Genomic DNA, 17043 nt, shown 5'->3' on the forward strand with positions numbered 1-17043 from the left:
CACCCGGGGAGGTCGGCCGCGGCGACCGTGAGGAGACCGCCATGTTCGACCTGACCGACCAGACCGCCGTCGTCACGGGAGGTGCCTCCGGCATCGGCCGCGGGATCGTGGAGATGCTGCGCGAGGCCGGGGCCACCGTGGTCATCGCCGACCTCGACCTCGAGGCCGCCGAGCGCACCGCAAAGGAGACGGGCTCGCACGCCCGCCGTCTCGACGTCACCGACCGCAAGGCCGTGCACGACCTGTTCGCCGAGGTCGACGAGACCTTCGGCGGCATCCAGATCCTGTGCTCGAACGCGGGTATCTTCCCGCAGGCCAGCCTGGAGACGATGACCGACGAGCAGTGGAACGGCATCTTCGACGTCAACGTGCGCGGTGCCTTCGTCACCGTCCAGGAGGTGCTGCCCTACATGCGCGCCGCAGGCTACGGGCGTGTGGTCATCACGACCTCGATCACCGGCTCGCACACCGGCTACCCCGGCTGGGCGCACTACGGGGCGACCAAGGCCGCCCAGCAGGGCTTCATGCGCAGCGCGGCCCTCGAGGTCGCCCGCGACGGCGTCACCGTCAACGGGGTGGCCCCGGGCAACGTCGCCACGGAGGGACTGAAGGCGCAGGGCGAGGAGTACAACGCGCAGATGGCGCGTGCGGTGCCCGTGCTGCGCCTGGGCGATCCGCGCGACATCGGCGCGGCGGCCTGCTTCCTGGCCAGCCGGGAGGCCGGCTACATCACCGGCCAGGTCATCGTCGTCGACGGCGGCCAGATCCTCCCCGAGTCCCCCGAGGCGATCCTGCCCGCCCGTGAGGGCGAACAGGGCGCCTAGCCGCGCAGCCTGAGCTGCGCGGCGTGAACCAGGCGGCCCACCCCGGGCCGCCTGAGCCGACCGATCAGTCGTGCAGCTTGCGGTAGCCGAAGACCTGGTCGATGATGCCGTACTCCACGGCGTCCTCGGCGGTGAGGATCTTGTCGCGGTCGGTGTCGATGCGCACCTGCTCCGGGGTCCGGCCGGTGTGGCGGGCCAGCGTCTCCTCCATCTGGCGGCGCATGCGCTCGATCTCGGCGGCCTGGATCTCCAGGTCGGAGACCTGCCCCTGGGTGCCCTGGGTGGCCGGCTGGTGGATGAGCACGCGGGCGTTGGGCAGCGCGGCGCGCTTGCCCTTGGTGCCCGCGGCCAGCAGCACGGCCGCCGCCGAGGCCGCCTGGCCCAGGCAGACGGTGCGCACGTCGGGGCGCACGTACTGCATCGTGTCGTAGATCGCCGTCATGGCGGTGAAGGAGCCGCCGGGCGAGTTGATGTACATGGTGATGTCGCGGTCCGGGTCCATGCCCTCGAGGACCAGCAGCTGCGCCATGATGTCGTTGGCCGAGGTGTCGTCGACCTGCACGCCGAGGAAGATGATGCGCTCCTCGAAGAGCTTGGCGTAGGGGTTGGTCTCCTTGGTGCCGTAGGCGGACTGCTCGATGAAGCTCGGCAGGACGTAGCGCGACTGCGGCATCTGCGCGCCCGCGGCCGGGCCCGACTGGGGAAGCTGCAGGCCACCGGCGGAAATCGGGTTGAACATTCTCTCTACCTCTCCTATCTGCTTCCCGCTCAGTTGCTCACGGAGCCCTGGACGGTCTCGATGACGTGGTCGACCAGGCCGTAGTCCTTGGCCTGCTGGGCGGTGAACCAGCGGTCGCGGTCGGAGTCCTTGACGATCTGCTCGTAAGGCTGCCCGGAGTGCTCCGCGATCAGCTCGGCCATCTCCTTCTTGGTCAGCGCGAACTGCTCGGCCTGGATGGCGATGTCCGCGGCGGTGCCGCCGACGCCGGCCGAGGGCTGGTGCATCAGGATGCGCGCGTGCGGCAGCGCGAAACGCTTGCCCGGGGTGCCGGCGGTCAGCAGGAACTGGCCCATCGAGGCGGCCAGGCCCATGCCGTAGGTGGCCACGTCGCACGGCGAGTACTTCATCGTGTCGTAGATGGCCATGCCGGCGGTCACGGAGCCGCCGGGCGAGTTGATGTAGAGCGAGATGTCGCGGTTCGGGTCCTCCGCGGAGAGCAGGAGGATCTGCGCGCACAGTTTGTTGGCGATCTCGTCGTTGACCTCACTGCCCAGGAAGATGATGCGCTCCCGCAGGAGGCGCTCGTAGACCGAGTCGCCCAGGTTCGCACCCGCGTTCTCGGGGCCCATGGTGGTCCGTTCGCTCATGAGAGTCAGTCTCTCCTTTTTCTTCGTCCGTTTATTCAGGGTCCCAGGCTACCGCCGCACTCCCCCGCGACGCCGCCGTGTTCGCTGACAGCGTCGTCGGGGTCGGAAAAGGGGCCCGGGCAAACCCGGGCCCCTTCTTCGCGGCGTGTCAGGCGGAGGTTACTTGTCCTCGGCCTCGGTGGTCTCGGTGGACTCGGCCTTGGCGTCGTTCTGCGCCTCGTCCTCGTCCTCCTCGCCGAAGTACTCCTCGGGGTCGACGGAGTTGCCGGCCTCGTCGGTGACCTTCACGCGGCAGATCGCGGCGGCCAGGGCCTTGCCGCGGCGGACGTCGGCGAACAGGTTGCCGATCTGGCCGGACTGGCTGATCTGCTGGACGAACTCGTTCGGGTCCATGCCGTAGGACTGGGCCGTGAACATGATGTGCTCGGTGAGCTCCTGCTGGGAGACCTCCGGATGCTCCTGCTCGGCGAGGGCGTCGAGGAAGAGCTGCGTGCGCACGGCCTCCTCGGCGTTCTCGCGCTGCTCGGCGTCGAACTTCTCGCGGGTGGTGCCCTGCGCCTCGAGGACGGAGTTCAGGGCGGCCTCGTCGTGGGCCAGCTGGCCGAGCAGCTGGTGACGCTGGGCGTCGACCTGGGCGTCGACGACGGTCTGCGGCAGCTCGAACTCGGTCTCGGCGAGGACCTTCTTCAGGGTCTCGTCGCGGATGGCGGCGGCCTGGCCGGTCTTCTTGGACTCCTCGACCTGCTTGCGGGTGGCGTCACGCAGCTCGTCGACGGTGTCGAACTCGGAGGCCATCTGGACGAACTCCTCGTCCAGGTCCGGCAGCTTGCGCTCCTTGGACTGCTGGACGTGGACGTTGACCGTGGCCTCCTTGTCGGCGTACTTGCCGGACTTGAAGGTGGTGGTGAACTCGTTGTCCTCGTCGGTCTTCATGCCGCGCAGCGCGGTGTCCAGGCCGTCGATGAGGTCGCCCTTGCCGATCTCGTAGTTGATGCCCTCGGCGCCGGCCTCGGGGATCTCCTCGCCGTCGACGGTGGCCTTGATGTCGATGACGGCGATGTCGCCGGTCTTCATCTTGCGCTTGGTGTTCTTCAGCTCGGCGAAGCGGCCGCGCAGCTCGTCGAGGGCCTCGTCGACGTCCTCGTCGGCGACCTCCAGGGCCGGGACGGTGACCTCGAGGGCGGAGAAGTCCGGGACCTCGATCTCGGGCTGGACGTCGACCTCGGCGGTGAACTCGACGTGGTCGCCGTCCTCGATCTCGGTGATGTCGACCTCGGGCTGGCCGATCGGCTTGACGTCGGCCTCCTTGACGGCCTGCTCGTAGCGCGACGGCAGCATGTCGTTGACGACCTGCTCGAGGACCGGGCCACGGCCGAAGCGGGCGTCGATGAGCTGGCGCGGGGCCTTGCCGCGGCGGAAGCCCGGGATGGTCACCTGCTGGGCGATGGCCTGGTAGGCCTTGTCGAACTCACCCTTCAGCTCATCGAACGGAACGTTGACGGTGAGCTTGACGCGGGTGTCGCTCAGCTTCTCGACGGAACTCTTCACGGAGTCACTCTCCTGGATCGGTGCGAAAGTCTCTTCTCGATGTTTCTTACGTCGGGGCGACAGGATTTGAACCTGCGACCCCCTGCTCCCAAAGCAGGTGCGCTACCAAGCTGCGCCACGCCCCGCGACGTTCGCCAAGCATACCGGCGGGGTCTGCGGGCGACCCACACCGGGGTCGCCCGTCGGGCCCAGGCCGCGGGGCACGCGGCGCCGCCCGGGCGGGCGACGTTGACAAGCGAGACACTCTACCGCAGAGGTGCGGGCGACGGGCGGGGTGGGCCGAGGGAGAGGACCGGGAAGGTGCTGTGAGACGGCTGCGGGTGGGCCCGGGGAAGGCGCTGAGAGAGGGTCGAAGAGGCCCGGGCACGACTGCGCCCCGCCGGCGCGCGGGGCGGCCGGCGGGGCGGTCAACTGGAGGGAACGACGGGAATCGAACCCGCGTCTTCAGCTTGGAAGGCTGAGGTATTAGCCACTATACGACGTTCCCAGTGGCAGCCAGCCTAGTGCAGAGGCCGCGGCCGGGACAAACGCCCCGCTGATCCGCGCGCGGGCGCCGACGCTGTCCACGTCCACGTCCCGGGCCGAAACATGCACACGATCCCCGACGCTGCCCGGGCGCACGCGTCCCGGGCCGATCCGCGCGTGGCGGCAGGAACTTTCCGCCGGCCCCGCGCGTTGAAGCAGACGAGAACCTTTACCGCCAACGAAGCCAACGAAAGTGGGTCATTCAGTGTCCCTTCTGCTCCTCCTCGTCGTCATCGGCGCCGGGATCGCCATCTGGGCGCAGTCGAACAAGAAGAAGGAGATCGGCCGCGAGCGCGCCTCCTTCGCCGACGCGCAGGCCGACGCCCGCCGCTGGATCGAGCGCCTCGGCTCGCAGGTGCTGACGCTGTCCGGCAACGACACCGCCTCCACCCAGGCGCTGGCCGACGCCTCCGAGCGCTACAACGCCGCCTCGGCCGCCATCGGCCAGGCCGAGACGGTCAAGCAGGCGCAGCTCGCCCGCGAGTCCGCGCTCGAGGGCCTGCACTACGTCAACGCGGCCCGCGAGATCATGGGCCTGCCCGCCGGCCCCGAGCTGCCGCCGCTGGCCGGCCAGCGCGCCGCCGGCAAGGTCACCGAGCGCCGCACCATCGACCACGACGGCCAGCAGATCACCGCCTCGCCCGAGGCCAGCGCCGAGACGCCGAACTACTACCCCGGCGGCAAGGTCGCGGGCCGCCCGGTGCCGGCCGGCTGGTACTCCACCCCGTGGTGGGCCCCGGCCATGGCGACCGGCCTGTGGACCGCCGGCTCGGTGATGATGTTCTCCGCGCTCTTCTCCGGCATGTCCGGCGTGGGCTACTCCGCCCACGCATTCGAGGACGGCTACGGCTCCGGCTACGAGGACGGCCTGGCCGACGGCGCGGAGGGCGCCGACGGCGACATGGGCGACGCCGGTGACGCCGGAGACATGGGCGACGGCGGCGACATGGGTGGAGACATGGGCGGCGACGGCGGCTTCTTCGGCGGTGACGGCGGAGGGTTCGACTTCGGCGGCGACGGCGGGGGCTTCGACTTCGGCGGCTTCGGCTTCGACTTCTAGCCCCTGTTCCTCCTTAACCTCCCGCTTCCCCACCGACCCCCGGACGTGAGTCCGGGGGTCTCGTGCCGCACGGGGCGGGACGCGCCCGACGGGGAGCGGCGGGGCGTCGTCAATTGGCCGGCCCCGCGCCAGGCGGCGGCTCTGGCACACTGGGCCCATGAGCAACGACGTCCCCACGATCACCCTCAACGACGGCCACGAGATCCCGCAGCTGGGCTTCGGCTCGTACAAGGTCGACAACGACACCGCGGAGAAGGTCGTCGGCCTGGCGCTGCAGGCCGGCTACCGGCACATCGACACCGCCGGGTTCTACGGCAACGAGGAGGGCGTGGGCCGCGCGATCGCGGCCAGCGGCATCCCGCGCGAGGAGATCTTCGTGACCACCAAGCTGTGGAACGACCGCCACGGCGACCCGGACGCGGCGCTGGCGGAGTCGCTGGAGAAGCTCGGCCTCGACTACGTCGACCTCTACCTCATCCACTGGCCCTGCCCCGCCCAGGACCTCTACCTGAAGGTCTGGGACCGCTTCATCGCCGCGCGCGAGGCCGGTCTGGTGCGCTCGATCGGGGTGTCGAACTTCCTGCCCGAGCACCTGGACAACCTGCTGCGCCACTCCCCGGTGCCGCCGGTGGTCGACCAGCTCGAGCTGCACCCGGCCTACCAGCGCCGCGACGACGTCGCCTTCTGCCGCGACCACGAGATCGCCGTCGAGGCCTGGGGCCCGCTCGGCCAGGGCAAGTACCCGATCCTCCAGGACCCGACGGTGACCGGGATCGCCGAGGCCCACGGCGTCGGCGCCGGCCAGGTCATCATCCGCTGGCACCTGCAGCACGGGCGGATCCTCTTCCCGAAGTCCTCGAACCCCGAGCGCATCCGCGCCAACCTCGACGTCTTCGGCTTCGAGCTGACGGACGAGGAAATGGCCGCGGTCGACGCACTCGACCGCGGCCTGGAGGGGCGCGTCGGACGCGACCCCAACGAGATGGAGCCTTAAGGGGGCCTCTAAGGGAGGCCCGGGGCTACTCCTCCTCGGGCAGCGCCGGGGCGACCCCGGTGCGCTCGTACTCGGCGAGGATGTCGATGCGGCGCTGGTGGCGCTCCTCCTTCGACCACTCGGCGCCGATGAAGGCGTCGACGATCTCGAGGGCCTCGTCGACGGAGTGCATGCGCCCGCCGATGCCCATCAGCTGGGCGTTGTTGTGCTGGCGGGCCAGCTGGGCGGTCTCGACGGACCAGGCCAGGGCGCAGCGGGCGCCCTCGACCTTGTTCGCGGCGATCTGCTCGCCGTTGCCGGATCCGCCGAGCACGATGCCCAGGGAGCCCGGGTCGTTGACCGTGCGGCTGGCCGCCTCGATGCAGTAGGCGGGGTAGTCGTCGGCGGGGTCGAGGGTGTGGGCGCCGCAGTCGATGACCTCGTGACCGGCGGCCTTCAGGTGCTCAGCCACGGCGTTCTTCAGGTCGTATCCGGCGTGGTCTGCTCCAAGGTAAACGCGCATGCCCTGCAGTCTAGCCGCCCGGACACCGGCTTTGGACTCCGTGTTGTTTTCCTCCCCCGCGGCCACCCCTGCCGCGCCCGGGCCGTTGCGCCGGACCCCGCGCCCGCCGCGCCTAGCGCAACACCGTCTCGCGGTGGCGGCGCCGGCCCAGCACCCGCCAGACCAGCCACACCCCGCCGGCCAAAAGCACCAGCGGCACCAGCTTCAGGAACCACGCCAGACTGATGAGCACGGCCATCAGCAGCGCGATCAGGGAGACACCCACGCACACCGCACCGGCGGCCAGGGAGAGCATCGCCGAACGACCCCAGCTGTAGTACGCCAGGCCACCGGCGAGCACGGCGATGACGAGGGTAATGGTGAAGGTGCTGAACACGGATCCTCCGGGAGACGGGTCATGGTTCGGCTGAATATTTTACCGCCCCGCCGCCGCCCGTCAGGCAAAGGGGAAAAGACGGGAAGAAAGGACGCCAGTCTTGTCCGAGCACCTGTGCAACGTCCGCCTGTTCACCGGCCGGGAGATCACCGCGCCGACCACCCTGAGCATGGACGGCGGGGTGATCACCGCGATCGGCGAGCGAATCACCGACCCGGCCGCCCGCATCACCGACGTCGGCGGCGCGGTGGCGCTGCCCGGCCTGATCGACTCGCACCTGCACCTCTACCGCCGCCGCGACCTGGAGACCCTCGCGGACTTCGGGGTGACCACCGCCGTGGACATGGCCTCCTGGCCGCCCGAGCGCACCAACGCGCTGCGCCGGCAACGGCACTGCGCGACCTTCCTCTCCGCCGGCGTGCCGTTCATCGGGCCGGCCGGCCCCCACGCGAAGTTCGACATGCCCGCCTACGCCACGGTCACCGACCCCGCCGAGGTGCCCGCCGGGGTGGAGCGGCGCCTGGCCGACGGCTCCGACTTCATCAAGATCGTCCTCGAGGCACCCGGTGACGGCGGCCCCGCCCCCGAGATTGCCGACGCCGTGGTGGTCGCCGCGCACGAGAAGGGCGCGCGCGTGGTGGCGCACACCGCCGCGCACGGCGCGGTGGAGACCGCGCTGCGCGCGGGCGTCGACGTGATCACGCACCTGCCGATGGACGAGCCGGTCGACGCGGAGCTGGCCGCGCGCCTGGCGGACGCGGGCACGCTCAGCATCCCGACGATGACGATGATGAAGGTGATGTCGGTGGTGCCGGGCCGGCGCTACGCGACGGCCGCGGAGAGCCTGCGCGCGCTGCGTGCGGCCGGGATCCCGGTGCTCGCCGGCACCGACTCGATCAACGTGCCGCGCACCCCGGTCAACATCCGGCTGGGCCACAACCTGCACCACGAGCTCGAGCTGCTGGTCGAGGCGGGCTGGAGCCCGCTGGAGGCGTTGCTCGCCGCGACCGAGGTCCCGGCGGAGCACTGGGGGCTCCCCGACCGCGGGCGGCTGCGTCCCGGCGCGCGGGCCGACATCCTGCTGTGCGGCGACGACCCGCTGGCCGACATCTCGCGCACCCGGGACGTCCGGGGCGTCTACGTGCTCGGCGAGCGGGTCGTCTAGGGCGGCGACCCCCGCTGCGGGGCAGGGCCTCCGTCGCGGGGCGGGGCCTCCGCCGCGGGGCGGGGCCTCCGCCACGGGGCGGGGCCTCCGCCACGGGGCAGGGCCTCCGCCGCCACTTTTACATAATGTAGATTTTACGTTTTCGGGTAATATTTGTGGTGCAACCTGGGCTTCCCGGGGAGACGGCGAGGGTCCGATTTTCGCGTTTACATTTCGGTTCCATTTGAGTTCGCCGCTCCCGCGGGTCATCAGGCGCCAGGAAAAGAGCGTGCGACCCGGTAAAGCGTTAAATGACGTGACGCACGCTTCAGGAACACCGCCCCATAGTCCCCGAAGGAGCTGCCGCTCATGAGCATCGACCAGGCTGTCCATTCCCTCGCCAACCGGGTCAAAGAGCTCAAGCCCGTCATCGAGACGGAGGAAGCCACGAAGACCGCCCTGATCATTCCGTTCATCAGCACGGTGCTCGGCTACGACGTCACGGATCCGCGGGAGGTCATCCCGGAGTTCACCGCTGACGTCGGGGTGAAAAAGGGCGAGAAGGTCGATTACGCGATCAAGTCCGGTGATGATTTCCGGTTCCTGATCGAGTGCAAGAAGATCGGCGAGCCCCTCAGCCTGGACCACGCCAACCAGCTGATCCGGTACTTCAATGTGACGGACACAGAGTTCGCGATTCTCACCAACGGCGAGGTCTACGAGTTCTACGCCCAGTTGGACGCCGTGAACCGAATGGACGAGAAGCCGTTCATGACCATCGACCTCGCCAACATTGACGCCCGCATCTTCCCCCACCTCGAGATGTGCACGAAGTCCCGCTTCGACTCCGAGACCATCGCGGCGAGCGCTGAACAGCTCAAGTACGTCTCCGAGATCCGGAAGGTCCTCTCCCGGCAGTTCAAGGAGCCGGACACAGACTGGGTGAAGATGGTGGCAGCCCGCGTGACGTCGCGACGCATGACCGCGCAGACCCTCGAGGCCTTCACCAAGTTGGTCACCACCGCCCAGAATCAGTTCCTCAAGGACGAGGCCAACCGCCGGCTGCAGTCCGCGCAGGAGCACGACGAGTCCGTCAACGTCGAGCCGGCCGACACCGTCGACGAGGACCCGGATGCGGCGGAGGACTCCGGCGGAATCGTCACCACCGAAGAAGAGCTTCAGGCGTTCGGGATCATCCGTGCCATCTGCTGCGCCGAGATCCCGGTCGGGGACATCTACCTACGCGACGCCAAGAGCTACTGCGCGATTCTCTACCAGGACAACAACCGCAAGCCGATCGCACGGCTGTACTTCGACCGGAAGATCCCGCGTATCGTGCTCTTCGACGCCGAGAAGCACCAGCACCAGCACGATCTGGACTCCATCGCGGGCATCTACGAGTTCTCGGACCAGCTGCGGGAGCGCTGCCGCGTTCTCCGCGACCAGTAGCGTCTCACCGGCCCCCGGCATCAGATCCCGGACCGACGCACTCGGGGCCCGCCTCCCTCATGGAGACGGGCCCCGTGCCGTTGCCGGAGAACCGCGGGTCTAGACCTGCGGGCTCTCCGTGCGGGAGCGCTTGAGCTCGAAGAAGTAGGGGAACTGGGCCAGGCGCACCGCGGCGTCGAAGATCTCACCGGCCTCCTCGCCGGTGGGGACGCGGGTGATCACGGGGCCGAAGAAGGCGTGGTCGCCCAGCTTGATCACCGGAGTGCCCACCTCGTCGCCCACGGACTCGATGCCGGCGTTGTGGAACTTGCGCAGCGCGTCGTCCCACTCCTCGGTGTCGGCGACCTTCTGGTAGTCGGAGGACAGACCCACCTTGGCCAGCGCCTCGGCGATGACCTCGTTGTACGCGCCGTAGCCCTTCTTGCCGCCCTGGCCGCCGGGGTGCACCAGCTCGCCCATGGTGGTGTAGAGCTCGTCGACCTTCTCGGGGTGCTCGGTGGCCACCGCGGCGAAGACGCGGGCCGGGCCCCAGTTGGCCTCCATCATCTTCATGTACTCCGGGTCGAGGTCGCGGCCGTCGTTGAGCACGGACAGGCTCATCGGCTGCCAGGTGATCTCGATGTCGCGGACCTTCTCGACCTCCTTCATCCAGCGGGAGGTCTGCCACGCGAACGGGCAGGAGACGTCGAACCAGAAGGTGACGGACTGGGTCATGGGGTAATTCCTCTCTGTCGGGTGACTTCGCGGGCCAGCCTAACCGCACTCGCGTGCCCGCGGCCCGTGCGCGCCCCAGCCGGTGACTACCGTGTAGGCCATGACCTCCACCAACCTCACCCGCGCCGAGGCCGAGTCCCGCGCGCGGATGCTCACCGTCAACCACTACGACGTCGATCTGGACCTGCGCCGCGCCGCCGAAGGCGACGCGGAGTTCGGCTCGACGACGACCGTGCGCTTCACCGTCGACGAGCCCGGCGACACGTTCATCGACCTGCGCGCCGCCCGCGTCGACGAGGTGCTTCTCGACGCCGCGGAGATCACCGCGAAGGCGGTCTCCTTCCGCGACGGCGCCTACGACGAGGAGCAGGGCCTGGCCCTGACGGGTCTGAGCGCCGGCGAGCACACCCTGAAGGTCACCGCGCGCTGCCTCTACTCGCGCACCGGCGAGGGCCTGCACCGTTTCACCGACCCGGCGGACGGTGAGACCTACCTCTACACCCAGTTCGAGACCGCCGACGCGAAGCGGATGATGGCCTGCTTCGACCAGCCCGACCTCAAGGCCACCTGGAACTTCACCATCTCCACCCCGCTGGGCTGGACCGTGATCGCCAACGCGAAGCAGGTCACCGAGTCCCGCGAGGACACCGGCGTGGCCGTGCACCGCTCCACCGTGGACTACCCGCTGTCGAGCTACCTGATCGCCGTGTGCGCCGGCCCCTACGTCGCGGTCACCGACGAGTGGCGCGGGCACCTGACCCACCACCCGGAGACCCCGGAGGGCCAGCCCGGCGAGGACACCGAGCTGGTGGTGCCGCTGGGTATCTACGCGCGCGCCTCGATCGCGGAGCACGTGGACGCCGACAAGCTCTTCCGCGAGACGAAGCAGGGCTTCGACTACTACCACCGCAACTTCGGTTACGCCTACCCCTACGGCAAGTACGACCAGGTCTTCGTGCCCGAGTTCAACGCCGGCGCGATGGAGAACGCCGGGTGCGTGACCATCCGCGACGAGTACGTGTTCACCTCGAAGGCCACCCACTACCGCTACGAGCGCCGCGCGGACACGATCCTGCACGAGCTGGCCCACATGTGGTTCGGCGACCTGGTGACCATGCGCTGGTGGAACGACCTGTGGCTCAACGAGTCCTTCGCCACCTGGTCCTCGGCGATGTCGCAGTCGGAGGAGACGGAGTACGACACCGCGTGGGTGACCTTCGCGGCCGTCGAGAAGGCCTGGGCCTACCAGCAGGACCAGCTGCCGACCACGCACCCGATCTCCACGGACGCCTCGGACATCGAGACCGTCGACCAGAACTTCGACGGCATCACCTACGCCAAGGGTGCGAGCGTGCTCAAGCAGTTGCAGGCCTACGTGGGCCGCGAGAACTTCTTCGCGGGCGTGCGTCGTCATTTCGCCGCCCACCAGTGGGACAACGCAACCTTTGAGGATCTCCTCGATTCGCTGGAGAAGGCCTCCGGGCGCGACCTTTCCGACTGGGCCGGCCAGTGGCTCAAAGCCACCGGCATCTCCCGCCTGGCCCCCGAGTTCGAGACGAACGACGGCACCTACTCCGCCTTCGCGGTGGTCCAGTCCGGCGAGACCCTGCGCACCCACCGCATCGCCGTGGGCCTCTACGACCTGGGCGCGGACGGCAAGGTCACCCGCCGCAGCCGCGTCGAGGTCGACGTCACCGGCGAGCACACCGAGGTCGACGAGCTGGTCGGCGAGAAGGCCGCGGACCTGGTACTGGTCAACGACGACGATCTGACCTACTGCCTGATGGGCCTCGACGAGGCCTCCCGTGCCTTCGTCGTCGAGCACATCGGCGACATCGAGTCGCCGATGGCGCGCACCCTGTGCTGGTCGGCCGCCTGGGAGGAGACCCGCGCCGGCGAGATGCCGGCCCGCGAGTTCGCCCGCCTGGTCACCTCGGCCGTCGGCGCCGAGACGCAGCTGTCGGTGGTCGAGCGCGTGCTCGCGCAGGCCACCACGGCCGTGCACCGCTACGCCGACCCCGCCTGGGCCGAGGCCGAGGGCCGCGACCTGCTGTGCGACGCCCTCATCGCCGGCGCGCGCGGCGAGGACCCCGAGGCCGCGCTCATCTTCGCCCAGGAGCTGACCCGGGCACCGCTCTCCGACGCCGCTGTGGCCTATCTGCTCAAGCTGGTGTCCGCCGAGCCGGGCACCACCGTCGGCGCCCTGACCGTGGACGCCGACCTGCGCTGGCTGGCGCTGACCGCGCTGATCGCGCACAGCCGCTACGAGGACGCCGAGTCCGCCGAGTCCGCGATCGCCGAGCTGGCCGCGGCGGACCGCTCCGCCTCGGGCACGATGTCCGCGGTGCGCGCCCGCGCCGCGATCCCCACGGTCGAGGCCAAGCGCACCGCCTGGGACGCCGCCGTCTCCGGCGAGCTGTCCAACCTGGGCATCCGCCACACCACAGAGGGCCTGACCTGGGCCGACTCCGGTGAGCTGCTGCAGCAGTTCAACGAGGAGTACTTCCGGATCGCGCCGCGCATCTGGAAGGAGTTCTCCCCCGAGATGGCGCAGCGCACCCTCCTCGAGCTCTACCCGCGCTGGGACGTCACCGAGGAGCACCTGGGCCGCGCCGACGCACTGCTGGCCGAGACCTCGGGCGGCCTGCACCGCCTGCTCGCGGAGAACCGCGACCGCATGGTGCGCACGCTGCGTCTGCGCAAGGTGGACGCCGAGGCCGCCGGGAAGTAGGCGGTCGAGATACGGGAGCGGGGCTCGGGGCCCGCTCCACCCCTGCGGGAAACCGCGGGCTCAGGCCCTGCGCATCAGCCCACGGCGGCTGAGTCGGCCGGCCGGGCGCCGCTCCCAGATCCACGTCATGCCGGCCCACGCGATCGCGACGAGCACGAACTCGACGCCGATGTAGCGGGGCCACGGCCCGAAGACGTCGATGATCGAGCGCCCCCGCGGCTTGCGTGCGAGAAAGCCGTAGTTGCCGCCGGTGCGCACGTTGGCCACCCCGGCGACGGCCATCCAGAGCATGCTGAACGCCATGGTGAAGCGGTAACCGGACCAGGTGGGCCGGAAGCCGTAGCCGAAGGTGAGCACGGCGGGGATGATCAGGGCCGCCCAGTGGAAGAGCCAGTAGGCGCTCTCCTGGATGCGCCGGTCCATCACCCACGCGGCGTCGGGGGTCAGCAACGCCATGGGGTTGAGCAGGAAGCCCCAGTAGTAGGTGATCGCGGTCAGGTGCTCCTGGCCGGTGCCCAACGCGACCGGGGCGATCAGGCGCAGCCAGTCGGAGACGTGGAAGGGGGCCAGCTCGTCGGGGACGAAGTTCTCGGGCCGGAGGATCACGGCCAGGTAGGTCACGCTGAGCACCCCGAGCACGAGCGCGGTGAGCTGCCGGGCGATCTTGTTCGCCTTCATCCCGCGGGTGCGCCTCGCGGCGACGACGAGCACGCCGGCCAGGCTGATCCCGACGACCATCACGCACAGGTGCCGGCTGTCGAACTGCTCTATGACCGGGTACGTCCCGCCGGTGCGGCGGGACGTCCAGGTGCGGGTGGCGTTCGACATAAGCCGGGATTTTAGCAACAGGTGGTCGCCCCCACCGTGAGAGCCGGGGTCTTCCCCACCGTGGGTCACGGGCGACCTGTCCCGGACGCGCGGTTCTACCCGGGGCCCGGCGCTCCCGCCGGCCCTGTCCGGGGCACGCCGGCGCGACCCCGACCGACCCCACCTAGCCCGCTCGGTATGTCATGACTAGACTGTGCGGTACATTTCATTCAGACCGGAGGGAGAAACTGATCGTGGCACCCACCTCGCCGACGGTCCCGGCGATCGCCGTGATCGGGCTCGGCCCGCGCAGCATCGCCGTGCTCGAACGACTCGTCTCGCACCTGACGCACCTTTCCGACCCGCCCGAACGCCTCTACCTGCACCTCATCGACGACGCGCAGCACGGCGGCGGACGGATCTGGAACATCGACCAGACGCACGCGCTGGTGATGAACACCTTCGCCGACGGCATGACGCTCTTCGCCGAACCGGGTGCGACCGTGGCCGACCCGGTCACCGAGGGCCCGACGATCTACGAGTGGATCCGCCTGGTGCGCGGGGACGAGACCGGGATCGCACCCGCCAAGGTCGACTACTTCCGCGCACACCCGCTGCTGCCGCAGTTCCGCCCGGTCACCGAGGACTTCTCCGCCGAGGAGCTCGACGCCGTTCTGCCCCACTCCTATCTGCCGCGCGCCCTCTACGGCTTCTACATCCAGTGGGTCTACTCCTCGGTGCTCGACCGCCTGCCCGACTGGGTCACCCCGGTCGCCCACGCCGCGCGTGCCGTCGGCATCCGGGAGAGCGGCGAGTGCGACGAGATCGCACTCTCCGACGCCACGACGCTCGCCGCCACCGCCACCGTCTTCGTCTCCGGCTGGCAGCACCAGGGCTTCACCGAGCAGGAGAAGTGGATCAACGCGAAGCTGCGCAAGGACCCCCGGCTGCACTGGGTCCGCGCCGACAACCCCATCGACCAGGACGTCGCCGGCATCGCCGCCGGCGAGCGGGTGCTCGTGCGCGGGCTGGGCATGGGCTTCTTCGACGTCCTCGCCCTGAGCACCGTCGAGCGCGGCGGCCGCTTCGTCGAGGACGCCGCGGCGCCCGGCGGGCTGCGCTACGAGGCCAGCGGAGACGAGCCCCGTTTCTTCGCCAGCTCGCGGCGCGGTTACCCGTTCCTGCCGCAGGCCGCCGACGGCCAGGTCCCGCCCCCGGCCGCGATGCCGCGGCTGCGGAAGGTCATCAAGGCGCTCTCCGCGCGCGGCGGCAGCCACTGCATCGACTACGACACCGAGGTCTGGCCCGCGGTGGTGCGCGACGCCTACGCCACCTACGTCGAGACGCTCGCGCGGGTCCGCCCGGACGCGCTGCGCCGCCCGGTGGCCGAGGCGCTCGCCGAGATCGACGCGGCCGACATCAACCCGCGCGCCCGTTTCGGGGGCGTCGAGGTCCTCGACCGGATCGTCGAGGAGTCCACGGACGAGCCGTTCTCCCTGGTACCCTACATCGAGCAGATCCCGCGGCAGTTCGACTCCGTCGCCGAGCTGACCGCCTGGGCCGCCGGACGCATCGCCCACGACATCGCGGAGTCCGAGCGCGGGCAGGACTCGCCGGTGCGCGCCGCGCTGTGGTCGGTCGGCTCCGCCCGCAAGCCGACCCAGGTGCTCGGCGCCGAGGCCCGCTACACGGCCGAGTCGCGGCGCAATCTCTTCCACACCGCCGTCGCGCTGGGGCAGTTCGCGTGCTCGGGCCCGCCGCTGTTCCGGTCGCGCCAGCTGCTCGCGCTCATCGAGGCGGGCGTGGTGACGCTGGTGGGCGGCTCGCCGGTCCTCGACGTCGACGAGGGCACCTGGGTGCTGCGCTCGGAGTACTCGGCCAGCGAGTCGGTCCGCGGCACCACGCTCGTCGACGCGTGGGTGCACAAGCCGGACATCCGTCGCCTGCCCTCGGACCCGCTGATGGCCCGGCTGGTCTCCACCGGCAGGGTGCGCCCGTTCAGCGAGACACGCGCCGACGGCGAGACCCTGCTCACCGGTTCCCCGGAGCTGGACCCGCAGACCCGGCTGGCCGTCGGCGTCGACGGCGAAACCGACCCGCGCCTGCACCTGGTGGGCATCCCCGCCCACTCCCAGTACCCGGACACCACGCTGGCCCCGCCGCTCCCGGGCACGGACTCCTGGTTCATCCAGGAGGCCGACAAGGCCGCGGTCTCCGCGCTCGACCGCGCGCTGCGGGCAGTCGTCGCGCAGCCGGCCTGAGCCCGGCCGCGCGGCGCCGGGCCGCCTGCCCCGGCCGGCTCAATCGACCCGGCCACGCAGGGACAACCGCACACGGCGACCACCTCCAGCCACTCGGTCCACCCTATACAGACCAAGCGGTCTGGCATGACTGGACCGAGCGTGCTACATTGAGGAACACAATCAACGCGAAGGAGACTGATATGTCTGATCTGACCCCGAAGCACCAGGACGGCGAGGCCCTCGAGCCGATCGACAAGGACAAGCTGTCCGAGCTGGCGCAGAAGAACATCGACAACCCCGAGGGCGGCCGCAAGAAGATCCGCACCCACACCGAGGCCGACGGTCACTTCCGCAACTACACCAAGGTCCGCGACCTCGACCCGGTGCTCGTCTCCGAGCCTTACCCGCTGCTGGGCGACAACACCGCCCCGAACCCGACCGAGATCGCCCAGGCCGGCCTCGCCGCCTGCATCTCCGTGGGCATCCAGGCCATCGCCACCCACCGCGGCGTCGAGCTGACCAAGATCGACATCGACATCGAGTCCGACATCGACATCTCCCCGACCTGGGGCGTCGGCGACATCGAGGGCGAGAAGCGCCCGGGCGTCTCCGACGTGCGCGTGACCGTCGACCTGGACGGCGACGCCGACCGCGAGACCCTGCAGAAGATCGTCGACGACGCCGTCGAGTGGTCGCCGGTGGTCAACACCTACACCCGCCCGGCCAACCTCACCGCCGAGCTGGCCTAGGCAGCCCGC

15 protein-coding genes and 2 tRNA genes are annotated in these 17043 nt (G+C 70.0%); 8 read left to right on the forward strand and 9 right to left on the reverse strand.

Going from position 1 to position 17043, the window contains the following annotated elements; genetic code table 11:
- Nucleotides 1–41 precede the first annotated feature (41 nt).
- Nucleotides 42–824: a 3-oxoacyl-ACP reductase FabG gene (gene fabG, locus CFRA_RS09060; protein WP_075664390.1), complete on the forward strand. Its 783-nt coding sequence runs from the start codon at nt 42–44 to the stop codon at nt 822–824.
- Between the two features lie 64 nt (nt 825–888).
- On the opposite strand, the gene CFRA_RS09065 is transcribed toward fabG, so the two are convergent.
- The 5 genes from CFRA_RS09065 to CFRA_RS09085 form a co-directional block, all read right to left on the reverse strand.
- On the reverse strand, nt 889–1497 hold the full coding sequence (locus tag CFRA_RS09065) for an ATP-dependent Clp protease proteolytic subunit (protein ID WP_075664982.1): 609 nt from the start codon (nt 1495–1497) through the stop codon (nt 889–891).
- A 95-nt stretch (nt 1498–1592) separates the two neighbouring features.
- On the reverse strand, nt 1593–2231 hold the full coding sequence (locus CFRA_RS09070; RefSeq protein ID WP_281247480.1) for an ATP-dependent Clp protease proteolytic subunit: 639 nt from the start codon (nt 2229–2231) through the stop codon (nt 1593–1595).
- A gap of 120 nt (nt 2232–2351) precedes the next feature.
- Nucleotides 2352–3740: a trigger factor gene (gene tig / locus CFRA_RS09075; protein ID WP_075664392.1), complete on the reverse strand. Its 1389-nt coding sequence runs from the start codon at nt 3738–3740 to the stop codon at nt 2352–2354.
- A 51-nt stretch (nt 3741–3791) separates the two neighbouring features.
- Nucleotides 3792–3865, reverse strand: a tRNA-Pro gene (locus tag CFRA_RS09080).
- Between the two features lie 287 nt (nt 3866–4152).
- Nucleotides 4153–4227: transfer RNA gene (locus tag CFRA_RS09085), tRNA-Gly, on the reverse strand.
- A gap of 243 nt (nt 4228–4470) precedes the next feature.
- On the opposite strand from CFRA_RS09085, the gene CFRA_RS09090 reads away from it, so the two are divergent.
- Together CFRA_RS09090 and CFRA_RS09095 are read left to right on the forward strand one after the other, a co-directional pair.
- Complete coding sequence (locus CFRA_RS09090; protein WP_083666933.1) at nt 4471–5325, forward strand: hypothetical protein; 855 nt, start codon at nt 4471–4473, stop codon at nt 5323–5325.
- A 157-nt stretch (nt 5326–5482) separates the two neighbouring features.
- Nucleotides 5483–6319 (forward strand): aldo/keto reductase, encoded by an 837-nt coding sequence (locus CFRA_RS09095; protein ID WP_075664394.1) that lies wholly within the window; start codon nt 5483–5485, stop codon nt 6317–6319.
- Nucleotides 6320–6344: 25 nt separating this feature from the next.
- On the opposite strand, the gene CFRA_RS09100 is transcribed toward CFRA_RS09095, so the two are convergent.
- Both CFRA_RS09100 and CFRA_RS09105 read right to left on the reverse strand, forming a co-directional pair.
- A complete protein-coding gene (locus CFRA_RS09100; RefSeq protein ID WP_075664395.1) occupies nt 6345–6821 on the reverse strand; it encodes a ribose-5-phosphate isomerase in 477 nt (158 codons plus the stop codon).
- Nucleotides 6822–6933: 112 nt separating this feature from the next.
- Entirely contained in the window at nt 6934–7197 is a 264-nt protein-coding gene (locus tag CFRA_RS09105; RefSeq protein ID WP_075664396.1) for a hypothetical protein, read from the reverse strand.
- Nucleotides 7198–7297: 100 nt separating this feature from the next.
- On the opposite strand from CFRA_RS09105, the gene CFRA_RS09110 reads away from it, so the two are divergent.
- Both CFRA_RS09110 and CFRA_RS09115 read left to right on the forward strand, forming a co-directional pair.
- The gene (locus tag CFRA_RS09110; RefSeq protein WP_075664397.1) at nt 7298–8362 is read left to right on the forward strand and encodes an amidohydrolase family protein; all 1065 of its coding nucleotides are present in this window, start codon (nt 7298–7300) and stop codon (nt 8360–8362) included.
- Between the two features lie 348 nt (nt 8363–8710).
- Complete coding sequence (locus CFRA_RS09115; protein WP_075664398.1) at nt 8711–9790, forward strand: type I restriction enzyme HsdR N-terminal domain-containing protein; 1080 nt, start codon at nt 8711–8713, stop codon at nt 9788–9790.
- A gap of 99 nt (nt 9791–9889) precedes the next feature.
- Here CFRA_RS09115 and CFRA_RS09120 read toward each other — a convergent pair whose 3' ends face one another.
- A complete protein-coding gene (locus CFRA_RS09120; RefSeq protein ID WP_075664399.1) occupies nt 9890–10504 on the reverse strand; it encodes a mycothiol-dependent nitroreductase Rv2466c family protein in 615 nt (204 codons plus the stop codon).
- 100 nt (nt 10505–10604) lie between these two features.
- On the opposite strand from CFRA_RS09120, the gene pepN reads away from it, so the two are divergent.
- On the forward strand, nt 10605–13235 hold the full coding sequence (pepN, locus tag CFRA_RS09125) for an aminopeptidase N (RefSeq protein WP_075664400.1): 2631 nt from the start codon (nt 10605–10607) through the stop codon (nt 13233–13235).
- Between the two features lie 60 nt (nt 13236–13295).
- Here pepN and CFRA_RS09130 read toward each other — a convergent pair whose 3' ends face one another.
- Nucleotides 13296–14063 (reverse strand): YwaF family protein, encoded by a 768-nt coding sequence (locus CFRA_RS09130; protein ID WP_075664401.1) that lies wholly within the window; start codon nt 14061–14063, stop codon nt 13296–13298.
- 233 nt (nt 14064–14296) lie between these two features.
- Here CFRA_RS09130 and CFRA_RS09135 point away from each other — a divergent pair, with 233 nt between their 5' ends.
- Nucleotides 14297–16303, forward strand: a complete 2007-nt coding sequence (locus CFRA_RS09135) for an FAD/NAD(P)-binding protein (protein ID WP_075664402.1) — start codon at nt 14297–14299, stop codon at nt 16301–16303.
- A gap of 182 nt (nt 16304–16485) precedes the next feature.
- Nucleotides 16486–17034, forward strand: a complete 549-nt coding sequence (locus CFRA_RS09140; protein WP_075664403.1) for an OsmC family protein — start codon at nt 16486–16488, stop codon at nt 17032–17034.
- Nucleotides 17035–17043 lie beyond the last annotated feature (9 nt).

It is taken from the genome of Corynebacterium frankenforstense DSM 45800, from assembly GCF_001941485.1.
Taxonomy (GTDB): Bacteria; Actinomycetota; Actinomycetes; order Mycobacteriales; family Mycobacteriaceae; genus Corynebacterium; species Corynebacterium frankenforstense.

Bases quoted from the DNA above. Each gene is read 5' to 3' on its own strand.
- fabG (WP_075664390.1), top strand. From the start codon at position 42: ATGTTCGACCTGACCGACCAGACCGCCGTCGTCACGGGAGGTGCCTCC.
- CFRA_RS09065 (WP_075664982.1), bottom strand. From the start codon at position 1,497: ATGCCGCAGTCGCGCTACGTCCTGCCGAGCTTCATCGAGCAGTCCGCC.
- CFRA_RS09095 (WP_075664394.1), top strand. From the start codon at position 5,483: ATGAGCAACGACGTCCCCACGATCACCCTCAACGACGGCCACGAGATC.
- CFRA_RS09100 (WP_075664395.1), bottom strand. From the start codon at position 6,821: ATGCGCGTTTACCTTGGAGCAGACCACGCCGGATACGACCTGAAGAAC.
- CFRA_RS09115 (WP_075664398.1), top strand. From the start codon at position 8,711: ATGAGCATCGACCAGGCTGTCCATTCCCTCGCCAACCGGGTCAAAGAG.
- CFRA_RS09120 (WP_075664399.1), bottom strand. From the start codon at position 10,504: ATGACCCAGTCCGTCACCTTCTGGTTCGACGTCTCCTGCCCGTTCGCG.
- pepN (WP_075664400.1), top strand. From the start codon at position 10,605: ATGACCTCCACCAACCTCACCCGCGCCGAGGCCGAGTCCCGCGCGCGG.
- CFRA_RS09130 (WP_075664401.1), bottom strand. From the start codon at position 14,063: ATGTCGAACGCCACCCGCACCTGGACGTCCCGCCGCACCGGCGGGACG.
- CFRA_RS09140 (WP_075664403.1), top strand. From the start codon at position 16,486: ATGTCTGATCTGACCCCGAAGCACCAGGACGGCGAGGCCCTCGAGCCG.